This is a genomic window from Halorarius litoreus (genome assembly GCF_024362405.1).
Lineage (GTDB): Archaea > Halobacteriota > Halobacteria > Halobacteriales > Haloarculaceae > Halorarius > Halorarius litoreus.
The window spans coordinates 660,655-681,848 of the sequence record NZ_CP101454.1 but is presented as its reverse complement, the minus strand read 5'-3'; the positions used below and the strand labels follow the sequence as shown (position 1 = coordinate 681,848).

At 65.2% G+C, this 21,194-nt stretch carries 19 protein-coding genes; 9 read left to right on the top strand and 10 right to left on the bottom strand.

All coding sequences use genetic code 11. The features are described 5' to 3' along the window. Positions 1 to 105 precede the first annotated feature (105 nt). Both NL126_RS03525 and NL126_RS03520 read left to right on the top strand, forming a co-directional pair. The gene (locus NL126_RS03525) at positions 106 to 549 is read left to right on the top strand and encodes an SRPBCC family protein (RefSeq protein WP_255197532.1); all 444 of its coding nucleotides are present in this window, start codon (positions 106 to 108) and stop codon (positions 547 to 549) included. A gap of 523 nt (positions 550 to 1,072) precedes the next feature. Next, the gene (locus tag NL126_RS03520) at positions 1,073 to 1,837 is read left to right on the top strand and encodes an IclR family transcriptional regulator (RefSeq protein ID WP_255197531.1); all 765 of its coding nucleotides are present in this window, start codon (positions 1,073 to 1,075) and stop codon (positions 1,835 to 1,837) included. A gap of 507 nt (positions 1,838 to 2,344) precedes the next feature. On the opposite strand, the gene NL126_RS03515 is transcribed toward NL126_RS03520, so the two are convergent. Then, a complete protein-coding gene (locus tag NL126_RS03515) occupies positions 2,345 to 3,529 on the bottom strand; it encodes a pyridoxal phosphate-dependent aminotransferase (RefSeq protein ID WP_255197530.1) in 1,185 nt (394 codons plus the stop codon). Between the two features lie 764 nt (positions 3,530 to 4,293). Here NL126_RS03515 and NL126_RS03510 point away from each other — a divergent pair. Then, complete coding sequence (locus tag NL126_RS03510) at positions 4,294 to 5,058, top strand: IclR family transcriptional regulator (protein WP_255198890.1); 765 nt, start codon at positions 4,294 to 4,296, stop codon at positions 5,056 to 5,058. Between the two features lie 26 nt (positions 5,059 to 5,084). Here NL126_RS03510 and NL126_RS03505 read toward each other — a convergent pair whose 3' ends face one another. Genes NL126_RS03505 through NL126_RS03490 form a run of 4 tightly spaced genes read right to left on the bottom strand, consistent with a single transcriptional unit; the run spans position 5,085 to position 8,492 of the window. Then, entirely contained in the window at positions 5,085 to 5,270 is a 186-nt protein-coding gene (locus tag NL126_RS03505; RefSeq protein ID WP_255197529.1) for a 2-oxo acid dehydrogenase subunit E2, read from the bottom strand. 1 nt (position 5,271) lies between these two features. Beyond that, positions 5,272 to 6,267, bottom strand: a complete 996-nt coding sequence (locus NL126_RS03500) for an alpha-ketoacid dehydrogenase subunit beta (protein WP_255197528.1) — start codon at positions 6,265 to 6,267, stop codon at positions 5,272 to 5,274. 1 nt (position 6,268) lies between these two features. Then, entirely contained in the window at positions 6,269 to 7,372 is a 1,104-nt protein-coding gene (gene pdhA / locus NL126_RS03495; protein WP_255197527.1) for a pyruvate dehydrogenase (acetyl-transferring) E1 component subunit alpha, read from the bottom strand. A gap of 22 nt (positions 7,373 to 7,394) precedes the next feature. Beyond that, positions 7,395 to 8,492, bottom strand: coding sequence for a Leu/Phe/Val dehydrogenase (locus NL126_RS03490; RefSeq protein ID WP_255197526.1), 1,098 nt, complete (start codon positions 8,490 to 8,492; stop codon positions 7,395 to 7,397). A gap of 98 nt (positions 8,493 to 8,590) precedes the next feature. Between NL126_RS03490 and ppnP the strand changes: the two genes are divergently transcribed. Beyond that, the gene (gene ppnP, locus NL126_RS03485; RefSeq protein ID WP_255197525.1) at positions 8,591 to 8,902 is read left to right on the top strand and encodes a pyrimidine/purine nucleoside phosphorylase; all 312 of its coding nucleotides are present in this window, start codon (positions 8,591 to 8,593) and stop codon (positions 8,900 to 8,902) included. A 10-nt stretch (positions 8,903 to 8,912) separates the two neighbouring features. Here ppnP and NL126_RS03480 read toward each other — a convergent pair whose 3' ends face one another. After that, on the bottom strand, positions 8,913 to 10,493 hold the full coding sequence (locus NL126_RS03480; protein WP_255197524.1) for a long-chain-fatty-acid--CoA ligase: 1,581 nt from the start codon (positions 10,491 to 10,493) through the stop codon (positions 8,913 to 8,915). Positions 10,494 to 10,620: 127 nt separating this feature from the next. On the opposite strand from NL126_RS03480, the gene NL126_RS03475 reads away from it, so the two are divergent. Then, complete coding sequence (locus NL126_RS03475) at positions 10,621 to 11,640, top strand: glycoside hydrolase family 88 protein (RefSeq protein ID WP_255197523.1); 1,020 nt, start codon at positions 10,621 to 10,623, stop codon at positions 11,638 to 11,640. Positions 11,641 to 11,711: 71 nt separating this feature from the next. After that, positions 11,712 to 12,899 (top strand): CaiB/BaiF CoA transferase family protein, encoded by a 1,188-nt coding sequence (locus NL126_RS03470; RefSeq protein WP_255197522.1) that lies wholly within the window; start codon positions 11,712 to 11,714, stop codon positions 12,897 to 12,899. Between the two features lie 33 nt (positions 12,900 to 12,932). Here NL126_RS03470 and NL126_RS03465 read toward each other — a convergent pair whose 3' ends face one another. Next, positions 12,933 to 14,039 carry a zinc-binding dehydrogenase gene (locus NL126_RS03465; RefSeq protein WP_255197521.1) on the bottom strand — a complete coding sequence of 369 codons (1,107 nt, stop codon included), beginning with the start codon at positions 14,037 to 14,039 and terminating at the stop codon, positions 12,933 to 12,935. 77 nt (positions 14,040 to 14,116) lie between these two features. After that, positions 14,117 to 14,881, bottom strand: coding sequence for an enoyl-CoA hydratase/isomerase family protein (locus tag NL126_RS03460; protein ID WP_255197520.1), 765 nt, complete (start codon positions 14,879 to 14,881; stop codon positions 14,117 to 14,119). Positions 14,882 to 15,022: 141 nt separating this feature from the next. On the opposite strand from NL126_RS03460, the gene NL126_RS03455 reads away from it, so the two are divergent. After that, positions 15,023 to 16,204 (top strand): acyl-CoA dehydrogenase family protein, encoded by a 1,182-nt coding sequence (locus NL126_RS03455; protein WP_255197519.1) that lies wholly within the window; start codon positions 15,023 to 15,025, stop codon positions 16,202 to 16,204. Between the two features lie 318 nt (positions 16,205 to 16,522). Here the strand turns inward: NL126_RS03455 and NL126_RS03450 are convergent, their stop codons facing one another. Beyond that, a complete protein-coding gene (locus NL126_RS03450) occupies positions 16,523 to 17,476 on the bottom strand; it encodes a PLP-dependent cysteine synthase family protein (RefSeq protein WP_255197518.1) in 954 nt (317 codons plus the stop codon). Positions 17,477 to 17,585: 109 nt separating this feature from the next. On the opposite strand from NL126_RS03450, the gene NL126_RS03445 reads away from it, so the two are divergent. Both NL126_RS03445 and NL126_RS03440 read left to right on the top strand, forming a co-directional pair. Beyond that, on the top strand, positions 17,586 to 18,623 hold the full coding sequence (locus tag NL126_RS03445; protein WP_255197517.1) for an alcohol dehydrogenase catalytic domain-containing protein: 1,038 nt from the start codon (positions 17,586 to 17,588) through the stop codon (positions 18,621 to 18,623). A 43-nt stretch (positions 18,624 to 18,666) separates the two neighbouring features. Then, positions 18,667 to 19,512 (top strand): VOC family protein, encoded by an 846-nt coding sequence (locus tag NL126_RS03440; RefSeq protein WP_255197516.1) that lies wholly within the window; start codon positions 18,667 to 18,669, stop codon positions 19,510 to 19,512. 39 nt (positions 19,513 to 19,551) lie between these two features. Here the strand turns inward: NL126_RS03440 and NL126_RS03430 are convergent, their stop codons facing one another. Beyond that, entirely contained in the window at positions 19,552 to 21,162 is a 1,611-nt protein-coding gene (locus NL126_RS03430; RefSeq protein WP_350355480.1) for a SufS family cysteine desulfurase, read from the bottom strand. Positions 21,163 to 21,194 lie beyond the last annotated feature (32 nt).

Here is a 21,194-nt window from a genome sequence, read left to right as displayed (position 1 = left end):
CTATTGGTTAGGTGTCTGATATATGGGTGTGGTTGAACGGACGAGCTGGGGGAGGATGGCACAGAAGCAATAAACTAATATATTCACCCCGTGGTTGTGTTTCACATGCAATTCGATGGAGAGGTCGCTATCGGTGCTGACCAGCAGACGGTCTGGGAGACGATTTCCGACCCCGAAGTGCTCGTGCTGTGTGTTCCGGGTGCGGAGGAGGTCGAGCGGATCAGCGACACGCATTACAAGGGCACGATAAAGCGCGGCATCGCCGGCGTCAACGTCCAACTCAACGGCGAGGTGGAGATGAACGAACTCACCCCGCCCGACCGGATGGTCGCGGACGCCAAAGGGGAGGACGAACTCACCGGGAGCATCATGACCGCAGACGCCCAGATGGACCTCACAGCGAACGGCGATGGAACGGACCTCTCCTACACGATGGACGTCGAATTCACCGGGAAACTGGCGACGCTTGGTTCCCGTATCATGAAGCGCAAGATCCAATCAGACATGAACACCTTCTTCGACAACCTCCGAGGACGCGCCGAGGAGTAACGGGGAACCGGCACCGGCGGAGAGCCACGATGCCATCCACGCCGGCGAATACGTTCGTAGTGCCGTCCAATCACATCCACCTCCAGCGCTGCTCACTGCTCCGGTGACTCCGTCAGATGTCGACCAGACCGAAGTTGCGCCTCCCTGCCTTGGGACCGAATATTTGTTCGCATCGCGGAATTGGTGAATGCCAAATTCCACATCGCTCTCGGTCGGGCACACTGTGACTTGGATTCACACCCTGTTGGATGGCTGCGTGTGGGGCCGTGTCGGACAGGGACCACGGGAATGCCTACAGTGAAGCCGTCATGGCCCACTTACTGTGGGCTACAGGCTGTCTTCCATACGCTGATGGCAACCGTCGGTCCATATTGGTGTTTGCTAATTGGGGAGTTAACACCAAGATTCCCGGGCTCTATGCGCAAACTGTGGCGATATCCGTGAAGATTGGCGAATAATGAACGGAGACTAACCTGTTTCTCATCGCGGAACAATTAAGTATGAGTGGATGTTACCGTGAAACATGGCGCAATCCAAGTACGAGGGAATCAAGTCCAATAGGACGTTGTTCGAGCTCATCGAGACGCTCAGGCAACTCGACGGCGCGGGCATCACGGAACTCGCCGACCGGATGGACGTGTCCAAGAGCACCATCTACCGGCACCTCACGACCCTACTGGAAGCCGAGTACGTCGTCCGCGACGGTCAAGAGTTCCGATTGGGGCTCAAGTTCCTCGAGTACGGCGGCTACGTGCGCCGGTCCAACGAGATGGCCAAGCAGATCCGGGAGCGCATCGAGAACCTGGCCGACGAGACGGGTGAACTCTCCGCGTACGTCACCGAGGAGTACGGTAAGGGAGTGTTCGTCTTCCGCGGTATCGGGGAGAACGCCGTCGGGACCGACGCCGGGGTCGGCAAGCGATTCCACCTCCACTCCCTCGCCGCCGGAAAGGCGATCCTCGCCGAGTATCCCCGTGAGCGGGTCGACGAGATCATCGAGACCCACGGACTCCCAGCGTACACAAACAACACCATCACCGATGCCGACGAACTCCACGACGAGCTCGATCGAATCCACGAGCGGGGGTTCGCTCTCGACCGCGAGGAGCACCTGAAGGGACTCAACGCCGTCGCGGCGCCCGTCTACGATTCGAACGACGAAATCCAGGGTGCGTTCAACGTGGCCGGTCCCAGCCACCGGGTGAAAGGGGAGTGGTTCGAAGAGGAGATCCCCGAGCTCCTGCTGGGCACCATCACCGAGTTCCATCTGGACATCACGTACGCGTGACGCTCAGTTCTCCCGTTCCTATTTCTCATTGCTCGCATGCCTGATTCTCATTACGGAACCTGAGCCGGGTTGTGCTGGATCCCAGTACTAGCCCTGTTCCAAGCGATATTCTCACGTAGCGATAGCTGCCGGCTGGGATCTCCAGAGATGGGTATTGCCACCGACCACGCCACGTATTCGTGGCCTCTGCGAAGATTGCCGAATCGGGGGAATACACATCTCAGAGGGCATTCCAGACTGTAGCACCGACCTCAGTAGCAGTCCGGGCACCTCCGTTCCATGATGGGGAACAAACCGTTGATCCGGCCCGTCGAGCGGTCTGGGATTTCGTCGTACACGACTACACCCCTCCTGCTACGGGGTGGGCAGAAGTCAGTACGCCGCGGACTCCCTGCGACTATCTCGCGACCGCTAGGCCAGGACCCCGGGCCCGGCAGTTCGACTCGGCCGTTCGGTTCTGCTGGGCTACGAACTACTGTGCCGATTTAGACGACCGCCCGGTGGTGGCTACCCTCGAAGTTCGTCGTCGACCATAGCCTCGATGCGGTCGAAACCGAGTTCGAGCCGGTCCCGACTGTTGGCGAAACTGATCCGGAGATGACCCCGACCGGCGTCGCCGAAGCCTTCGCCCGGCGCCGTGACGACGCTGTACTCGTCGAGGAGGCGTCGGGCGATTTCGACGCTGGTGTCGGGCAAGGCGTCGACATCGAGGAACGCGTAGATGGCCCCCTCGGGCTCGGGGGCCGAGATTTCGGGAATCTCGGCGATACGGTCGACGACGTAGTCCCGACGCTCGGCGAAGGCGTCGGCCATCCGCTCGGCCGGCTCCTGGGGGCCGGTCAGGGCAGCGATGGCGGCGTGTTGGGAAACGCTGGGGGCGCACGCCGAAGTGTAGCCGTGAATCTTCGCGGTCGCTTCGGCCACGTCCGCCGGGCCGGCGAGCCACCCGATTCGCCAGCCGGTCATCGCGTAGGTCTTCGAGACGGAGTTGATTGTGATGACGTCATCGTAGTCCGTGTACGCCGAGATGCCCGTAGGCTGGTCGCCGTAGGTGAGGCGGTCGTACACCTCGTCGGCGACGACGTAGCAATCGTGGGCCGCCGCGGCTTCCACGACCGCCGTTACGGCCTCCCGCGAGAAGACTCGACCCGTCGGATTGCAGGGAGAGGAGAGGACGACCGCCGCCGTGTCCTCCCTGATTCGCTCGATGACGCGGTCAGGTTCCAGGTCGAAGCCGTGCTCGGCAGGCAGGGGTACCTCGACAGGTTCTGCACCGGCAAGCCGAATCTGCGTGAAGTAGTTGGGCCATCCGGGTGTGGGGACGACGACCTCGTCGCCGGGCTCGGCGATGGCCTGTAGTGTGATGTACAACGCTTCCATGCCGCCAGTCGTGACGGTGATCTGGGTATCGGGGTCGAACTGACCGTCAGCGCCGGTGCGGTCGGCAATCGCTGCCCGAAGTTCAGGCATCCCGGACGAGGAGGTGTAATGGGTCCCCCCCGACTGTGCCGCAGCCATCGCGTCGTCAACCACGTGGGTCGGTGTGTCGAAGTCAGGTTCGCCGATTTCCAGGTGCACGAGGTCCCGGTCCTCGTACTTGGCGGCCCGCTCGAACATCTCCCGAATCGCCGAGTGTTCGACTGACCGTGCCCGCTCCGTGATTCGTCCTGAGGGTTTGTCACCTGCGACCATACCCGTGAACGGAACCCGGAGGTAATAAAACGCTCCACCCAGCATCTGGACTCTCGCAGTCTCCTCAGACTATCCGAATCGCCCTGACGGTCGTTTCTGGGACCCGAAGACCTGTTGCAACCATGTAGTCGTACCGCCTGGCCGTCTGTGGTAAGTTCGCCCCCGCTGTGGGCCGAGTTCTATTCCCGCGAGTGAAGGCGCCTTGCTCGACAACCCCGACGCCGAATTCGCCCGGGGTTCGTCCGGCAATATCGAACGACTTTCGAACACTATCGTAGACGGCGCCCTCCCCGCAAACATAGGTGCAGTCCGACGATACTGAGTACTGGCGGCAGATAGATTTCTTGAGAAGGGGTTGGTCGGGAAAGGTGATGATATCCATTACAAAACTAAGTGTGTAATGGTGTTGTGCCAGCAGCTCCTTTTGCGTCGACCCGTCAGACTTGAAGTCGAAGCTCTGCCAAGCGAGGAGCTCTTTGGCTGGATGGTGGACCATCCAGTCTCTCCTTGGGGGCGAACTCCACCTGCTTTCCAACCGGATTGCGGACTGTCCGACAGTGCCGTACAGATGGTTGGCCAATGGTCTCACTTGTGCCCAATTGCTCGTCTCTCACTGCGTCGTGATAGTGCCGGAATTGAACCCGATGGGATTCTACGGCGGAATCTCCTGGACATCTGCCGGCGGCCAGATCTCGATGAACCGGGCCGAAAATCCGACGATATCGGATACACTTAAGTTCGCGTTGGCGATAGTATGTGGTATGATGGAAAACGACAACCCCGTCAACATCGAGGCGACACGGACCAGCCTCACCATCGTGGAACTCATCCACGAACTTGACGGCGCGGGCGTGACGGAGTTGGCCGAGCACCTGGACAGGCCCAAGAGCACGGTCCACGACCACCTGCGAACGCTGTACGATTTAGAGTACGTCGTCAAGGTCGGCGGCAACTACCGGGTCAGCACGAAGTTCCTCCAACTCGGCGAGTACGAACGCGAGAACCTGCCCGTCTACGAGATCGCGAAGCCGGAACTGGACAACCTGGCAGAGCAGACGGGAGACCACGCCAACCTGATGATCGAGGAACACGCCAAGGGCGTCTACATCTACAAGCGGACGGGCACTGACGCAGCGCGGCTCGACACCTACCCCGGCTTTCGGACACCGTTGCACTCGACGGCCATGGGGAAGGCCATCCTCTCGGAGATGCCCGACGAACGGATTCACGAGATCGTCGACAAGGTCGGCCTCCCGGAGGTCACCCCGCACACGATCACCGACCGGGACCAGCTGTTCGAGGAGATCGAGACGATTCGCGAGCAGGGCCACGCCATCGACCGCGAGGAGCGCGCCGAGGGGATTCAGTGCGTCGCCGCGCCGGTCAACGCCGACGGTACCGACCGCCTGGCCGCCGTCAGCGTTTCCAGCCTCGTGAGCAAGATGCACGGTGACCGCCTCACCGAGGAGATGCCGGAACTCGTCAAGCGCACCGCGAACAAGATAGAAGTCGCGTTGAACTACTCCTGAAAGTTCTGTCCGACGATGTCGGACGCTTATTCCAGAAGCAGGAGGTCAGGGTCCCGCAGGTACGCCTCGACAGCGTTGACGAACTGGGCCGCGTCCACTCCGTCGGCGATGCGGTGGTCGAACGGCACCGACGGCGTCAGGACCTGCCAGGGGACGACCTCCGCGTCGGTCTGTCTCTCAACCACATCGGGGAGTGCGAACTCGACCGTCATGTCAGAACTCGACGGCCTCGCGGATCCCGTCCTCGATGCGGGCGGCCTCGGGCAGGTAGTAGTCCTCCAGGGCGTACAGCGGGTAGGGCACGTCGAACCCCGTCACGCGAGTGACCGGGGCCTCCTGGTACAGCAGGGCCTCCTCCTGGATGAGCGACGTGATCTCGCCGGCGAGACCGCCCGTACGCGGTGCCTCGTGGACGACGACCGCCCGTCCGGTCTTCTTGAACGAGTCGACGATGGCGTCCCGGTCGATGGGTGAGAGGGTCCGCAGGTCGAGGACCTCGCAGTCGACCCCGTCCGCGGCCAGGTTCTCGGCGGCCTCCATCGTCGGCCGGGTCATCGCGCCCCAGGTGAACACCGACACGTCCGCGCCCTCGCGGCGGACCGCCGCCTCGCCGAGCGGCACAGTGTAGGATTCCTCGGGCACCGCCTCGCGGAACGACCGATAGATGAGCTTCGGCTCCAGGAAGATGACGGGGTCGGGGTCGCGGATGGCCGAGGCCAGCAGCCCCTTCGTGTCGTATGGCGTCGACGGGACGACCACCTTGAGGCCCGCTTCGTGGACGAAGAACGCCTCTTTGGACTCGGAGTGGTGCTCCGGCGCGCGGATGCCGCCGCCGAAGGGCATCCGGATCGTCATCGGGCAGCTGTACCGGCCGCGACTTCGGGTGCGAAGGCGTGCCGCGTGGTTGATTATCTGGTCGAACGCGGGATAGACGAACCCCATGAACTGGAGTTCCGGGACGGGCCGCATGCCGTTGGCGGCGAGCCCCACCGCGGTGCCGACGATGCCCGACTCCGCCAGGGGGGTGTCGACGACTCGCTCGCGGCCGAACCGGTCGTAGAGCCCGTCAGTCGCGCGGAAGACGCCGCCGCTCGCACCGATGTCCTCGCCGAGGGCGACGACGGTGTCGTCCCGCGCCATCTCGGTGTGGAGCCCGTCGCTCACCGCTTCGACGAGCGTCCGCTCGGGTGCAGTTTCGTCAGTGCTCATCTCAGTCCTCCAGTAGCTCCTCGTCGCCAATCTCCTCGCGCAGGCGACGCAGGTACGCCTGTTGCTCGCGGAGGTTCCCGGTGGGCTCGGCGTAGACGTGCTCGAACATCTCGTCGGGGTCCGCGGTCACGTTCTCGGCCGCCTCGACGGCGGCCTCGACCTGCTCGGCGTTGCGCTCCTCGATGGCGTCGGCTGCCTCGTCGTCGAGCAGTCCACGGTCGCGGAGAAACGTCTCGAACCGCGGGAGCGGGTCCCACTCGCGCCACTCCTCGACTTCCGCCTCTCCGCGGTAGCCCGAGGGGTCGTCGGACGTGTTGTGGGCGCCGAGGCGGTAGAGCAGCGTCTCGATAAGCGTCGGCCGGGCCTGGTCGTCGTTCGGGTCCAGCGCCTTCTCGCGGGCCTGCTGAGTCACCGTGTAGACCGCCAGCGGGTCCATCCCGTCGACACGGATTCCCTCGAAGCCGTACCCCTGGGCCTTCTGGGCAATCGTGTCGGCGGCCGTCTGGCGCTCGAACGGCGTCGAGATGGCCCACTGGTTGTTCATGCAGATGAAGATGTTCGGCGTGTCCATCACGCCCGCGAAGTTCAGCCCCTCGTGGAAGTCACCCTCACTGGTCGCGCCGTCGCCGAAGTAGCAGACAGTGGCGCTCTCCTCGCCCCGGAGCTTCGAGGCCCAGGCGATACCCGTCGCGTGGGGAATGTGGTCTGCGATGGTGATGCAGATGGGCATCACGTTGACGTCCTCCGGGATGACGCTGCCCTGCTCGTGGCCCATGTAGTACATCAGGATGTTCTCCAGGGGCAACCCGTGGGTGACCGTCGCGCCCTGGTCGCGGTAGTAGGGCACGATCCAGTCGTCGTCGGCCAGGGCAAAGGCGCTGCCGACCAGCGTCCCCTCGTGCCCGAGCATCGTCGAATAGGTGCCGCTGCGGCCCTGTCGCTGGAGGCTCACCGCCCGCTCGTCGAACGTACGGCAGAGTCGCATCTGCGCATACATCTCGACGAGCGTGTCGTCGTCCAGGTCGGGCTCCGTCGCGTCCGGCAGCACCGACCCGTCCTTGTCGAGTACCTGTACATCCGTGTCGCTGCGAATCGATTTACTCATGATAGTGTTCCTGGCGGGGCCGTTACCATTCGGGGCGTCGACGCTCGTAGACCTTCGCTCGCGAGGCGCGCATGGCTTCGATGCGCTCCTCGGCGATCTCGTCCGCGATGGCCTGGGTCGGCCGGTCCTCGCGCTCGGCACGCTGGCCGATGGTCTCCATGCGGTCGTAGATGTCGTCGATCATCGCTCGCGCCCGGTCGTGCTTGTAGCCGCCTTTCCGCAGCAGGTCCGTGTCGTCGATGGTCCGTCCGGAGTTGGCCAGATAGTCCGGCGCGTACAGGATGCCCGCCTCTCGTAGCATCTCGTCGTGGCGCTCGACGTCGTCGAGCTGGTTGTTGGCAGCGCCACAGACGATGTCACACGTCAGTCGGGGGATGGTGTCGTCGTTGAGAACCATCCCCAGCGCGCAGGGGGCGAAGACGTCACAATCGACGTCGTAGATCTCGTCGGGAGCGACCGAGCCGACGCCGTACTCGTCTTCCATGAAGTCGACCTGTTCGTCGTCGACGTCCGCGAGCGTCACCTGCGCGCCGCGGTCGGTGAGGTACTTGATGAGGCTCGCGCCCATGTCGCCGGCACCCTGGACTGAGACGTGGAGGTCGCCCAGGTCGCGACTGCCGTCGTAGACCATGTCACAGCAGGCTTCCATCGCGCGGAGCACGCCCATGCCGCCCCCGTGGAACCCCTCGGGGTGGTCGAACTGTTCGGGCAGGCCGATGATGTAGTCCGTCTCCATGCCGATCCAGCGCATCTCCTTGGCGTCCGTCCCGACGTCGCCGCCGGTGACGAACCGACCCTCGAAGCTGTCGACGATGCGGCCGTAGGACCGGTAGAGGTCCTCGCTGTCGTGGTCGTCGTCGTCCACCCAGATGACGCCCTTGCCCCCGCCCATGTTGATGCCGGAGATGGCGTACTTGTAGGTCATCGCCCGCGAGAGCCGCAGCACGTCCTCGAGTGCCTCCTCCTCTGAGTCGAAGGCGTATCGGCGTGTCCCGCCGGCCGCCGGACCGAGGGTCGTGTCGTGGATGCCGATGATGCCTCGTAATCCCGTCTCGTCGTCCCTGAAGAACTTGACCTCGTTGTGGCCGTACTTTCCCATCTGCGCGTGTAAGTCGGTCATGACGATACTGCTGAACTGCCCTGGCTCGGTGTTATAGCTTACGGTGGTCCCCCCTCTCGCGGAAACATTTATCTCGGCGCCGGCCGCCGTTCTTGGCGATGACAGACGAGCATTTCGAGGACGCACGCATCGGCAAACGGGCGAACGTCTACTTCGACGGCAAGGTCACCAGCCGCGACGTCGAGACGGACGACGGCCAGCGCAAGACGCTCGGCATCATGCTCCCGGGCGAGTACACCTTCGAGACCGACGACGAGGAGGAAATCGAAATCCTCGCGGGCGAACTCACCGTCGACGTCGACGGCGAGCCGACGCGCTACGAGGCTGGCGACGTGTTCACGGTTCCGCCGGACACCGCGTTCGACTTGGACGTCGAGAGCGTGGTCGACTACTGTTGTACGTACCACTGAACGGCGCGAGTCACTCTGCCGCGTAGCGGTCGCGGAGTTCGGTCTTCTGAATCTTGCCGGTGGCCGTCTCGGGCAGGTCCTCGTCGTCGACGAGTTCGATACGGGTCGGGACCTTGTAGCCGGCGAGCTTCTCGCGGAGGAACGACTCCAGGTCCGCGGTCGTCAGGGTGCTGTCGGCCCTGGTGACGACGAGTGCCAGCGGCGTCTCCTGCCACTCCTCGTGAGGGATACCGACAACTGCCGTCTTGGTGACCGCGGGGTGGTCGTAGATGGCGTTCTCGACCTCGAGGCTGGAGATGTTCTCCCCGCCGGAGACGATGATGTCCTTCTTGCGGTCGCAGATGCTGACCATGCCGTCGGCGTCGATCGTGGCGATATCGCCGGTGTGGAACCACCCCTCGACCCGGTCGTTGAACGCCCGCTCGGTCTGTTCGGGCTTGTTCCAGTAGCGGTCCATCACCTGGTTACCCCGGACCACGATTTCGCCCATCGTCTCGTCGTCGCGGGGGACGTCTTCGCCGTCCTCGTCGACGACGCGGAGTTCGGCGCCGAGCACCGCGAACCCCTGACGGTTCTTGGTGTAGACTCGTCCGTTCTTCGCTATCTTCGCCGGAGCGTTGCTCGTGGTGATGACCGGAGCGGTCTCGGTCAGGCCGTAGAGGTGGATGAGCGTCCAGCCCATCTCGTCCTCGACGTTCCGGATGGTCGACTCCGGCGGCGCGTTCGCGCCCGTGGCGAGCCTGACGGGCACGTCGCCGGTCGTCTCGCAACCCGTCTCCTTGGCGTGTTCGATGAGTCGGTTGAGGACGACCGGCGCGCCACAGAGGTACGAGACGTCGTGTTCACGGATCTGCTCGAACGTCCGCTCGGCGCTGAAGTCCCGCTGGCAGACGTGGGTCCCGCCGACGCCGGTGATCGCGTACTCGTGGCCCCAGCCGTTACAGTGGAACATCGGCAGCGTCCAGAGGTACGTGTCGCTGTCTTCGATCTCCATGTGGTGCGTCACGCAGAGCGCGTGGTAGTGCTCAGTCCGGTGGGTCCGGACGACGCCCTTCGGGTCGCCGGTCGTCCCGCTGGTGTAGTTGATGACAGCCGGGTCGGCCTCCTCGATCGCTGGCCGGTCCGGCCGGGCCGTCGGGCGACCGGCGAGTAACTCCTCGTAGGAGCGCCAGGCTCCCTCGATACGGTCTGCCTCGTAGCCGACGAACTGGTCGACGTCGACGTCATCGCGGACCGCCTGGACTTTCCCGGCGTACTCGTAGTCGGCGACTACCACGTCGGCCCCGCAGTCGTCGAGGATGTACCGATAGTCCTCGGGTGTGAGCCGGTAGTTCAGCGCCACGTGGATCGCCCCCAGCTGTGTCACGGCGTACAGCGTCTCCAGGAACCAGTGTGTGTTCGGCGAGAGGACGGCCACCCGGTCGCCCTGCTCGATCCCAAGTTCGGTGAGCGCGTGGGAGAGCTGATTGACGCGGTCGCCGAACTCCGCGTAGGTGTAGGTCGTCCCGTCGTTGGTGATCACCCCCGTGCTGTCGCCGTAGAGGTCGGTCGCGCGATCGAGGAAGTCTGTCGCGAGCAGTTCCTTCTTCATTGGTACGTGTTCGCACGTGTTATGGGATCCTCATCATTGTTTCGGCGGTCGGCCCGTGACCGGCCGTCTGAACCGTTCGGCCGGGCGAATAGTTTATTATCGCGGCCGAAGAGGGTCTCAGTGGCTCATGAGCGACTCGACGGAAGCGTTAGTCGAACGCGTAGCACGCAAAACGTACCAGCGAGACATGCAGGGCGAGGACTGGGAGATGTCACTCGCCATCGACGGCCTGCTCTCGACCGGCGAGTCGGAGTTCGTCGACGCTGCCCGGGACCTGATCGACCGGCAGATCGAACTCCAGGGCACCGAGGGGAAACTCGGCTACGACGATCCGAAGCCGTGGCTCGATGACGGCGCCAGGGCCCAGTCGGAGTCCTCGGCCCTGGTCAACGGGTGTCTGGAGTTCTACGACCGCACCGGCGAGGAGAAGTACCTCGACGCCGCGCGGAAACAGGTCGAGTTCCTTCTGGACGAGGCGACACGGCTGAAGGACGGGACCATCTCTTTCGCCTCGGAACCCATCGAACTCTGGGTCGACTCCATCTATCTCGTCGCGCTCCCGCTCGCCCGCTACGGCGCCGAGACGGGCGACGAGGCCGCGCTCGAAGAGGCCGTCGACCACATCGTCGCCCAAGAGAAGTTGCTGCAGGACCCTTACGAAGGCCTCTTCCGCCACGAGTGGCGCGAGACGCCCAACACCTACCCCGAGAGCACCTTCTGGCTCCGGGGTAACGGGTGGGCTGCCGCTGGCATCCTGAACATGCTCGAGTACGTCCCCGACGACCACGAGCACTACGACACACTGGTCGACAGCTTCCAGCGGGTCTGTGCCGCGATGCTCGACCTGCAGGACGCTAGTGGCCTGTGGCACCACATTCCCGACGACCCGTGGACCGCCAAGGAGGCCTCCGGCACCCTCCAGTTCGCCTACGCCTTCCACAAAGGCGTCGAACTGGGCCTGCTCGAGGAGGACGCGGGATACGTCGAGGCCGCCGAACGTGCCTTCGAGGTGTGTAAGAGTGTCGTCGACGAGGGGGGTTCGGTGACTCGCGTCGCCGTCCCGCCAGGCGGCCCGGACGTGCCCCTCGACGTGGCCTCCTACGGGCAGGGCTGGTTCCTCCTGGCGGCCGACCAACTCGAGGGCTGACTCCACGCCGGCGGCCGTACGGCCCCCCTCCCACCGTTAACTCTTTGTCGCTGCCCCCGAGTCGAAAAGGTATGACTGGAGCGTTAGACGGCGTTACCGTCGTAGACTTCTCCCAGCTGGTGCAGGGCCCGCTCGCGACGCAGTTCCTGGGCGACATGGGTGCCGACGTCATCAAGATCGAAGCCCCCGGCGGCGAGTGGATGCGCCAATCCTGGTCGATGGCAAACGCCTACGAGGACGGCGTCAACCTGACCTTCCTCACGGCCAACCGCAACAAGCGCAGCGTCGAACTCGACATCAAGGACGACGAGCAACTGGAGGTCCTCTACGACGTCATCGCGGATGCGGACGTGTTCGTCGAGAACCTCCGGCCGGGCGTGGTCGACCGGATCGGCCTCGGCTACGACGATCTCTCGGACATCAACCCCGAGGTCATCTACTGCTCGGCGTCGGGCTACGGCGAGGAAGGCCCCTATGCGGACCGTCCCGGGCAAGACCTCATCATCCAGGGCGTCTCCGGCCTGGCGAATCTCAACGGCCGTGCCGACGACCCACCCACGCCCGTGGGCCTCCCGCTAAACGACTTCTACTCGGCGGCGATGCTCGCGTTCGCGGCCGTCTCGGCGCTGTATCACCGCGAGCAGACCGGCGTGGGCCAGCACATCAAGGCCGACCTGCTGAGCGCGTCGATCCACCTGCAGTCGATGGAGATCGACACCTATCTCAACACCGGGAAGCCGCCCGAGCGCAGCGAGACCGGTATCTCCCACCCCTACTACCAGGCACCCTTCGGCGTCTACGAGACCGCCGACGGGTACATGACCCTCTCGTTGACCATGCCCGCCATCGTCGGGGAGGCCCTCGGAATAGACACACTCGACGAGTACGACACCTGGGAGGCCGCCTACGAGCACCGGGACGAGATCAAACCGCGCATCGAGGAGGTCCTGCGCGAAGAGTCGACCGACTACTGGATCGACAAACTCGTCGAACACGACATCTGGGGCGGCCCCGTCCAGACCATGGAGGAGGTCGTCGAGGACCCCCAGGTCGCGGTCAACGACATGATCCGGACCGTCGAGCACGAGGAACTCGGCGAGATCGAACTCACTGGCGTCCCATTCCGGATGACCGAGACGCCCCCGGACATCCACAAGGCGCCGCCGGCGCTCGGGAACGCGACCGCGGACGTCCTCCGCGAGTACGGCTACTCCGAGGAGTTCATCGAGGAGATGCGAGCGCGGAACCAGGACCGCTGATCGACGGCGGGTGGCTGTCGTTCTCGACCGTTCTCAGTCCCCGTGGGACGGCAGCAGCGAGGCCCGCCCGACCTCGCGGGCGTCGGACTTCTGCAGGGCCGTCTGTACGTCCACGAGGTCGAACTCCGCGTCGATGAGTTCGGCGTAGGGGTAGTCGTCGACGGTCTCGGCGAGGAATTCGAGCGCCTTCCCCAGGTACCAGGGGTCGTAGCGCATCGTGGAGACGACGTTGATGTTCTTGCGAGTGAGCAGCGCCGGGTCGAACTCGGTGGTGTGGCCGGGTGTGATGTTCCCGATCTCCAGGTAGCGGCCGCCGTCGCGCAGCAAGTGGGGGCCTTCCGCGAACGCCTGTGGGATACCGGCGAGTTCGACGGCCACGTCGGCGCCGAGGCCGCCAGTGAGTTCGGCGACACGCTCGCCGCGGGCTTCGGGGGTCTCGTACTCGCGGAAGTCGACGACGTGGTCGACGCCGAACCGCCGTGCGCGCTCGATGCGGTCGTCGACGCCCTCGACGAGAATCGTCTCCGCGCCGTACTCGCTGGCGACGGCGATGGCGTTCTGGCCGAGGCCGCCGCCACCCTGGATGACCAGCGTCTCGCCGTAGGAGAGGCCCACTTCGTCCAGGCCGAACAGGACCTGCGAGAGCGCGCAGTTGGCCGCGGCCGCGACGCCCGGCGGAATCTTCTCGGGAACCTTGTAGAAGTGTTGCTCGGGGTGGATGTAGTAGTGCGTCCCGAAGGTGCCGTGGAAGTGTGGCCACTGGTCCGGATCCTTCAGCCAGTGCTGGAGCGAGTTCTCACAGGAGCGGAACTCGCCCGCGCCACAGAACTGGCACTTCCCGCAGGCGACGAAGTACGTCGGGGCGATCAGGTCGCCCACTTCGATGGGTTCGCCGGCGTAATCCGTCTCGACGCCCTCGCCCAGTTCAGTCACGCGGCAGAGCGCTTCGTGGCCCAGCACCATCTGTTCGAGCACCGGGTGGTTCCCCTTCCAGATGTGCAACTCCGATCCGCAGACGTTGGCCTGCTCGACCCGCGTTACGAGCGCTCCGGGTTCGGGGTCCGGTACTTCGTACTCCCTGATCTCGATGGTTTTGGGGCTCTGCAGATACGCGAGTCTTCCGGTAGGGCTACTCGCCATACTACCTCCTATCCTGGCCGAAACAAATAGGCTTCGACCGCTGTGACCAAGTGGGTCCCCGGACCGAACGGGCTTTCTCAGTCGCGTTGCCAGTCGGCGTCGCGCTTCTCCAGGAACGCACTGGTCCCCTCGATGCGGTCTTCGGACAGGAACGTGTTCGCGAGGACGGTGACCGCCTCGTTGGCGCCCTCGCGCTCCCCGTTGACGAGTCGCTTGGAGAGCTCGACGGCGAGTGGCGCGCTCTCGACGATTTCGTCGATTCGGTCGGCGACGACGTCGTCGACCTCGTCGTCGGTGGCGACGGCCGAGACGAGGCCGACGCGGTGGGCCTCGGCGGCGTCGAGCGTCCGCGCGGTCACCATCATCTCCCTGGCCGGCTTGGTCCCGATGAGGTCCGGGAAGCGGAACAGTCCGTTCAGTGAACTGACGCCGATCTTCGGCTCGACGAGGCTGAATGAGGCGTCCTCGGTGGCGATGGTGACGTCACAGAGCCCGGCGATCTCACAGCCGACGCCGTACGCGATGCCGTCGACCTTGGCGACGACCGGGGTGGCGATCCGTTCGATCGTCCCGCTGGCCTCCCGGATGTACTCGCAGTACTCCAGGACCTCTGTCGCCGACGCCAGGTCGCGGATGTCCTGGATGTCGTCGCCGGCACAGAAGGCGTCGCCGTTGCCCGCGAGCAGGACCACGCGGACGTCGGGATCGTCCTCAGCGGCCAGCAGCGCCTCGCGGAACTCCTCCCACATCTCGACCGACACGGCGTTCAGGTGTTCGGGGCGGTCGAAGGTGATTCGGCAGACGGGACCGTCGACGTCGCTGACGATGTGGTCGTACGTCATGGGTAGGTCTCACACGGCACCATCAAATCACTTGTGATGGGTCCGGCCGCTGGAGCCCCCGGTGTCCCGGTTGTAGCGCGCCGCAACGGGCGTCAGGCGGGCGTCGAAAGGCCTAAGTCGATATCTCCGTACACCTTTGCTATGGCATCTCAGCCCAAAGGTTCCCAGCCTGATCAGCAGTACATGCTGACCGACGAGCAAGAGGCGATCCGAGCCGCCGTCCGTGAGTTCGGCGAGGCGGAGATCGTCCCTGTCGCCCGCGAGCACGACGAGAGCCACGAGTACCCGTGGGCCGTCGTGGAGAAAGCCGCCCAGGCAGACCTCGTCGGTCCGATGGTCCCGGTCGAGTACGGCGGTGCCGGCATGGACGTCATCGAGACGGCCATCGTCACCGAGGAACTGTGGCGGGCCGACCCCGGCATCGGGGCGGCCATCGACCTGATGGCCTTCAACTCGACGCTGTACGTGCTGAAGACGTACGGCACCGAGCAACAGAAGGAGGAGTGGTTCCCGGGCATCGCCGCCGGGGAGAAGTCCATCGCAATCGGGATCAGCGAACCCGCGCACGGCTCGGACGTCGCGGGGATCGAGACCCGCGCGGAGAGAGACGGCGACGAGTGGGTCATCAACGGCAACAAGATGTGGATCAGTAACGGCTCGGTCGGCGACGCCATCCTCCTGGTCACCAAGACCGACCCGAACGCGGGCTACGACGGCATCAGTACGATTCTGGTGCCGCTCGACGCCGACGGCGTGACGACGAGCAAGATCGACAACAAACTCGGTCTGCACGCCTCCGACACGGCGGAGGTCGTCTTCGACGACGTGCGCGTCCCGGCCGAGAACATCGTCGGCGAGGAGAACCGCGGCTGGCAGTACTTCAACGAGGCGATGGCGCCCGCCCGCGTCCAGGTTGCAGCCCAGGCCGTCGGCGCGGCTCAGGGCGCGCTCGACGCCGCCATCGAGTACGCGGGTGAGCGCGAACAGTTCGGCCAGCGGATCGGCGACTTCCAGGCGATCCGGCACAAGATCGCCGAGATGGCCACGAACGTCGAGGCGGCTCGTGCGCTGACCTACCGCGCCGCGAGCCTCTACGACGCGGGCGAGGTGACGCTCTCGGAGCGGTTCGCGAGCATGGCCAAACTGTTCGCCAGCGATCGCGGGTTCAAGGTGGCCGACGAGGCCGTCCAGGTGTTCGGCGGCGCCGGGTACGTCACCGACCACCCCGTCGAGCGGTACCTCCGCGACATCCGCGTCACCAAGATCTACGAGGGCACCAACGAGATCCAGAAAGAGATCATCGGCAAGCGTCTGCTCGGATAGTGGGCCCTGCGTTGCCCACGATGTCGAGGTGACTCCGAGACCACCCACGCATGGCAGACGGCGTGACCGCGGCGCTCGGCCTTATTCGCTCCCGGAGTACGGAATGGCAGTTCTGGCGGATTCGTTGCGAAATCAGTACGAACCCTGCTAGGTCGCTGAATCTGCGTCGCGGTCACGATCCCGACGACCAGCGCGGCGCCCCGCATCGCGGAACACGCTCGATCAAGAGCCGATAGTCTGTTGGCTTCCCTCTGAGCGGAGGCCGCGATAGCGTCGTCGCTCGGACCCCACGGGTGGGGCGTTCGCCCAGGCGGCCGGTTAGCAGATGCAGACCGAGGCCCCCTCCAGGCCCTCGAAGAGGTTGTTGGAGAGGTACTTGAGGCCGGTGTCGCAGGCGACGGTGACCACGACGTCGTCCGGGTCGCGCTCGGCGGCGGCCTCGCGGGCGGCCGCGACGTTCATGCCGGAACTGGTCCCGACGAGCAGTCCCTCGTCGCGGGCCAGGCGCCGGAGGGCCGCGACGCCCTCGTCTGCGGGGAGGGTGCGAACGCCGTCGAAGCGATCTCGCTCGACCAGCGGTGGAGAACTGACGATCGCGGTCCCCTCGACGGCGTGGCTGCCGGCGCGCCCCTCGGTGAGGACGGGTGACTCCGCGGGTTCGACCAGCGTCACGTCCACGTCGGCGCCGAGTGCCTCGAACGCCTGTGAGGTTCCCATGGCGCACCCGCCGGTGCCGACGATCATCACGAACTCGTCGACCTCGGGGCGCTGGTCGAGGATCTCCTCGCCGAGCCCCCGGTAGCCTGCGAGTTGGTCCGGGTTCTCGAACTGGTTGGTGAAGTACGCACCCGTGCGCTCCTGGAGAGCCTCGGCAGCCGCCTGCATATCGTCGAATAGGCCATCGTGAGCCGAGCCCTCGGGCGTCTCGACGAGTTCGAGGTTCGCGCCGAGGGCCTTCATCGATGCCCGCTTCTCCTCGGCCACGCAGTCGGCGGTCACGATGTGCAACGGATGGTCGAGGACGGCACAGGCGAGTGCGAGGCTCGTCCCCGTGCTGCCGCCGGTGAACTCCACTACCGGGTCGCCGGGTTCGATGTCGCCCCGTCGGCGTGCTTCTTCGATCATCGCGAGCGCCATCCGGTCCTTGAGGCTCCCGGTCGGGTTCGCGCCCTCCCACTTGACGTGAATCGACGCTCCGTTCTCCGGCCGAATAGTCGACAGCTCCACCATCGGGGTCTCACCGATCGCATCGAGCGCGCTAGCGTACTCCATGTTCTCTACGTTGACCCGTTGCGAGACGCGTGCTTCAAACTACCGGGGCACCCCTGCTGGGTCGTGCTGCGAGGTAACTTTTTACCCAGCCCCGACCACTCCCTACGAAATGAAAGCTGTTGGCTTCCACGAACACGGGCCACTGGACAACTACGACCTATTGGACGTACCGACGCCCGAGGTCGGCGACGGCGAGGTCCTGGTCGACGTGAAGGCGTCGGCCCTGAACTACATGGACCTGTTCGCCGTCCGCGAACTCGACAACTACGTCCCGCAGTACCCGTTCTGGGGTGGCGGCGACGTCGCCGGCGTCGTCACCGAGTGTGGCGACGACGTCACCGCCTGGGCGGAGGGCGACCGCGTCGTCGCCGTGCCGTTCCTCTCCTGTGGAGACTGTCGCTTCTGCGTCCGTGGCCAGGAGATGCTCTGCGAGGATTTCACGATGATGGGCGAGATGCGACGTGGCGGCCACGCCGAGTACGTCGCGATGCCCGAGGAGAACCTGATTCCGATTCCCGACGACGCGGACTTCGTGACGGCGGCGGCGGTCCCGGTCGCTGGCGGGACGGCCTGGCGTGCGCTCGTTCCCCGGGCGAAGGTGCAGTCGACGGAGGACGTCCTCATCGTCGGCGCGACCGGCGGCGTCGGGACCTACGCGGTCCAGATCTGCAAGAACGTGCTGAACGTCGATACCCTCTACGCGACGACCAGCAGCCAGGAGAAAGCCGAGTTCCTGCGGGACCTGGGCGCGGACCACGTCATCGACTACACCGAGGAGCGCTTCGACGAGGCCATCTGGAAGCTGACGGACAAGCAGGGCGTCGACGTCTGTTACAACAACGTCGGCGGCGACACCTGGGTGCAGTCGATGCGAACGCTGCGCTGGGGCGGCCGGCTCGTCACCTCCGGGGCGACCGTCGGTCCGAACCCCGAGACGGAGATCCGCCAGATCTTCATGCGACAGCTCGACATCGTCGGGAGCTCCGGCGCCAACTCCTACGAACTCGCCGAACTCTACGACTACGTCTGGTCGGGCGACGTCGAGCCGGTGATCGACGACACGTTCCCCATCGAGGAGTACATGACCGCCTTCGAGCGGATGGACAACCGGGGCCTGTACGGGAAGATCGTGCTGACTCAGGAGTGATCGCCGGGCGAACCGTTTTGTGACCCCCCGCCGAGTCGGTGGTATGCACAACGCCATCGACCACGTCGTCTACGCTGACCAGGACATCGAGCGCATGCGGGAGGCCTTCGAGGCCGTCGGTCTCCCGTCGCAGTACGGTGGTGAGCACGACAACGGCGTGACCCACAACTACACTATCGGCTTCGAGAACGGCTCGTACATCGAACTCATCTCGAAGCTCGACCCCGACGCCCGGTCGCCGTGGTGGGACGCCCAGATCGATGGCGACGCCGGCCCCGCTGCGTGGGCGCTCTTCGTCGACGATATCGAGGCAGAAACCGAGCGCATTGCCGACCGCGGCATCACGGTTGACGGCCCGACCCACTACCAGCGTGAGCGGCCGGACGGCAAACTCGTCGAGTGGGACCTCACCGTCGTCGGCGATCGCGAACTCGGGACCGCGGTCCCATTCCTCGTCAGCGACCGCACGCCTCGCGACCGACGGGTGAACATCTCGAGCGAGATGGCCGACCTCCCGCTGGAGGGCGTCGTTGAGGTCGTCGTGGGGGTTCCGTCCATCGATGAGTACGTCGATCGGTATCGGGAACTGTTCGACTGTGGGGCTCCGACCCGGGTCGACACCGAGGACCTCGACGCGACGCTGGCGCGGTTCCCGGAGACGCCCGCGACCCTCGCCGAACAGCGCGGGGCCGACGGCTGGCTCGGTGAGCGCGTCGAGAAGTTCGGGCCGCTCCCCTGTGCGTACCTCGTCGGGACGGACGACCTGGACGCCGCGGCTGCCCACGTGAACTGTGGCGAGCCGAGCGCCTGGGGTGATACCGAAGTCCGCTGGGTCGACCTCTCCCTCCCGGGGCGCGTCGGCCTGGTCGACCGGTCGACTCCCTGGTGACGGCGCGGGCACGCCGGCCCGACTCGATCAGTGACCGTCTCAGTCGTCGAGGTGCTCCTGTGCGGCGAGGCGGATGACGGCCTCGGGGCCCTCGACGCAGTCGACGCGGACCGGGGGAATCTCCCCGTCGAACAGGTCGAGCGCGTGCCCGTCGAGGGTGGCGACCTCCGCGAGGGACCTGCCGACGAGCGACTCCGAGAGGATGCTCGCCGTCGCGCTCGAGACGGCACAACTCTCGCTCTCGAAGGCGATGCGCTGGATGACGCCCGCCGAATCGACTTCGACGTCGAAGCGCCCCTCGTCGCCGCAGGTCGTCGCCTGCGAGGTCTTGCTGAAGGTCGGGTTCGTCAGGCCCTCGGCAGACCGGGAGCGTTCGTAGTGGCGCTCGACAGCCGGGCTGAACTGGGCCGACCGGAGGTAGTCGGTCAGCATCGTTTCGCCGTCTCCCAGGGCATCGAGGAGATAGTCTATCTCTTCACGGGTGTTGTAGACGTAGACGGAAGCGCGTGCGGAGCCGGGGATGCCGAGTTTGTCGTGGAGCGGTTGCGTACAGTGGTCGCCGGCACGGATGGCGATGCCAGCGTCGTTGAGGATGCCGGAGAGGTCGTGCGCGTGGACGCCGTCGACGTTGAACGCCACTAACCCGGCCCGCTCCTCACCGGACGGTGGGCCGTAGGTCTCCACGTCGTCGCGCCGTTCGAGTCGTTCCAGGAGGTACTGCGCGAGGTCGTTCTCGTGGTCGCGGACGTTCTCCATCCCCAGGTCGTCGAGGTAGTCGGCGGCGGCGGCCAGCGCGATGCCCTCGGCGATGGGCGGTGTGCCCGCTTCGAACTTCCAGGGTAGTTCGTTCCAGGTGGCGTCCTCGAAGGTGACGTCGGCGATCATCTCGCCGCCGTAGAGGAACGGGTCCATCGTCTCGAGGAGATGGCGCTTCCCGTACAGGACGCCGATGCCGGTCGGGCCCACCATCTTGTGACCGGAGAGAGCGTAGAAATCGGCGTCGATGGCTTCGACGTCGACCGGTCTGGTCGGCGCGGCCTGGGCGCCGTCGACGAGGATGCGGGCGCCGTGGTCGTGGGCGAGGTCGGCCAGCTCCTTCACCGGGTTGACGGTCCCGAGGACGTTCGAGACGTGGACGACGCTGACCATCGCCGTGTCGTCGGTGATGACCTCGCGGGCGTGGTCCATGTCCAGGTGACCGGTCTCGTCGACGGAGATGTATCGGACCTGTGCCCCGGCCCGCTTGGCGATCTGCTGCCAGGTGACCAGCGACGCGTGGTGCTCCATCTCCGTGAGCACGACCTCGTCGCCGGGTTCCAGTTCGGCCAGCCCCCACGCGTACGCGACCAGATTGATGCTCTCGGTCGTGTTCTTCGTGAAGACGATTTCCTTTCGACCCCCCGAGGCGCCGAGGAACGCCGCGAGGCGGTCGTGAGCGTCTTCGTAGGCGACTGAGGCCTCGTAACTCAGGTCGTGGATGCCGCGGTGGACGTTCGCGTTGTAGCGGTCGTAGAAGTCGTCGTATACGTCTCGGACCTGCATCGGGGTGTGCGTCGTCGCCGCGTTGTCGAGGTAGACGAGCGACTCCCGTCCGATCCGGCGATTGAGGATGGGAAAATCTCCGCGGACTGACTCCTCGTCGATGGGCATGTACTGTGGTAATAGGCAATGGATGTTAAGCG

Bases quoted from the DNA above. Each gene is read 5' to 3' on its own strand.
- NL126_RS03525 (WP_255197532.1), top strand. From the start codon at position 106: ATGCAATTCGATGGAGAGGTCGCTATCGGTGCTGACCAGCAGACGGTC.
- NL126_RS03520 (WP_255197531.1), top strand. From the start codon at position 1,073: ATGGCGCAATCCAAGTACGAGGGAATCAAGTCCAATAGGACGTTGTTC.
- NL126_RS03515 (WP_255197530.1), bottom strand. From the start codon at position 3,529: ATGGTCGCAGGTGACAAACCCTCAGGACGAATCACGGAGCGGGCACGG.
- NL126_RS03510 (WP_255198890.1), top strand. From the start codon at position 4,294: ATGGAAAACGACAACCCCGTCAACATCGAGGCGACACGGACCAGCCTC.
- NL126_RS03505 (WP_255197529.1), bottom strand. From the start codon at position 5,270: ATGACGGTCGAGTTCGCACTCCCCGATGTGGTTGAGAGACAGACCGAC.
- NL126_RS03500 (WP_255197528.1), bottom strand. From the start codon at position 6,267: ATGAGCACTGACGAAACTGCACCCGAGCGGACGCTCGTCGAAGCGGTG.
- pdhA (WP_255197527.1), bottom strand. From the start codon at position 7,372: ATGAGTAAATCGATTCGCAGCGACACGGATGTACAGGTACTCGACAAG.
- NL126_RS03490 (WP_255197526.1), bottom strand. From the start codon at position 8,492: ATGACCGACTTACACGCGCAGATGGGAAAGTACGGCCACAACGAGGTC.
- ppnP (WP_255197525.1), top strand. From the start codon at position 8,591: ATGACAGACGAGCATTTCGAGGACGCACGCATCGGCAAACGGGCGAAC.
- NL126_RS03480 (WP_255197524.1), bottom strand. From the start codon at position 10,493: ATGAAGAAGGAACTGCTCGCGACAGACTTCCTCGATCGCGCGACCGAC.
- NL126_RS03475 (WP_255197523.1), top strand. From the start codon at position 10,621: ATGAGCGACTCGACGGAAGCGTTAGTCGAACGCGTAGCACGCAAAACG.
- NL126_RS03470 (WP_255197522.1), top strand. From the start codon at position 11,712: ATGACTGGAGCGTTAGACGGCGTTACCGTCGTAGACTTCTCCCAGCTG.
- NL126_RS03465 (WP_255197521.1), bottom strand. From the start codon at position 14,039: ATGGCGAGTAGCCCTACCGGAAGACTCGCGTATCTGCAGAGCCCCAAA.
- NL126_RS03460 (WP_255197520.1), bottom strand. From the start codon at position 14,881: ATGACGTACGACCACATCGTCAGCGACGTCGACGGTCCCGTCTGCCGA.
- NL126_RS03455 (WP_255197519.1), top strand. From the start codon at position 15,023: ATGGCATCTCAGCCCAAAGGTTCCCAGCCTGATCAGCAGTACATGCTG.
- NL126_RS03450 (WP_255197518.1), bottom strand. From the start codon at position 17,476: ATGGAGTACGCTAGCGCGCTCGATGCGATCGGTGAGACCCCGATGGTG.
- NL126_RS03445 (WP_255197517.1), top strand. From the start codon at position 17,586: ATGAAAGCTGTTGGCTTCCACGAACACGGGCCACTGGACAACTACGAC.
- NL126_RS03440 (WP_255197516.1), top strand. From the start codon at position 18,667: ATGCACAACGCCATCGACCACGTCGTCTACGCTGACCAGGACATCGAG.
- NL126_RS03430 (WP_350355480.1), bottom strand. From the start codon at position 21,162: ATGCCCATCGACGAGGAGTCAGTCCGCGGAGATTTTCCCATCCTCAAT.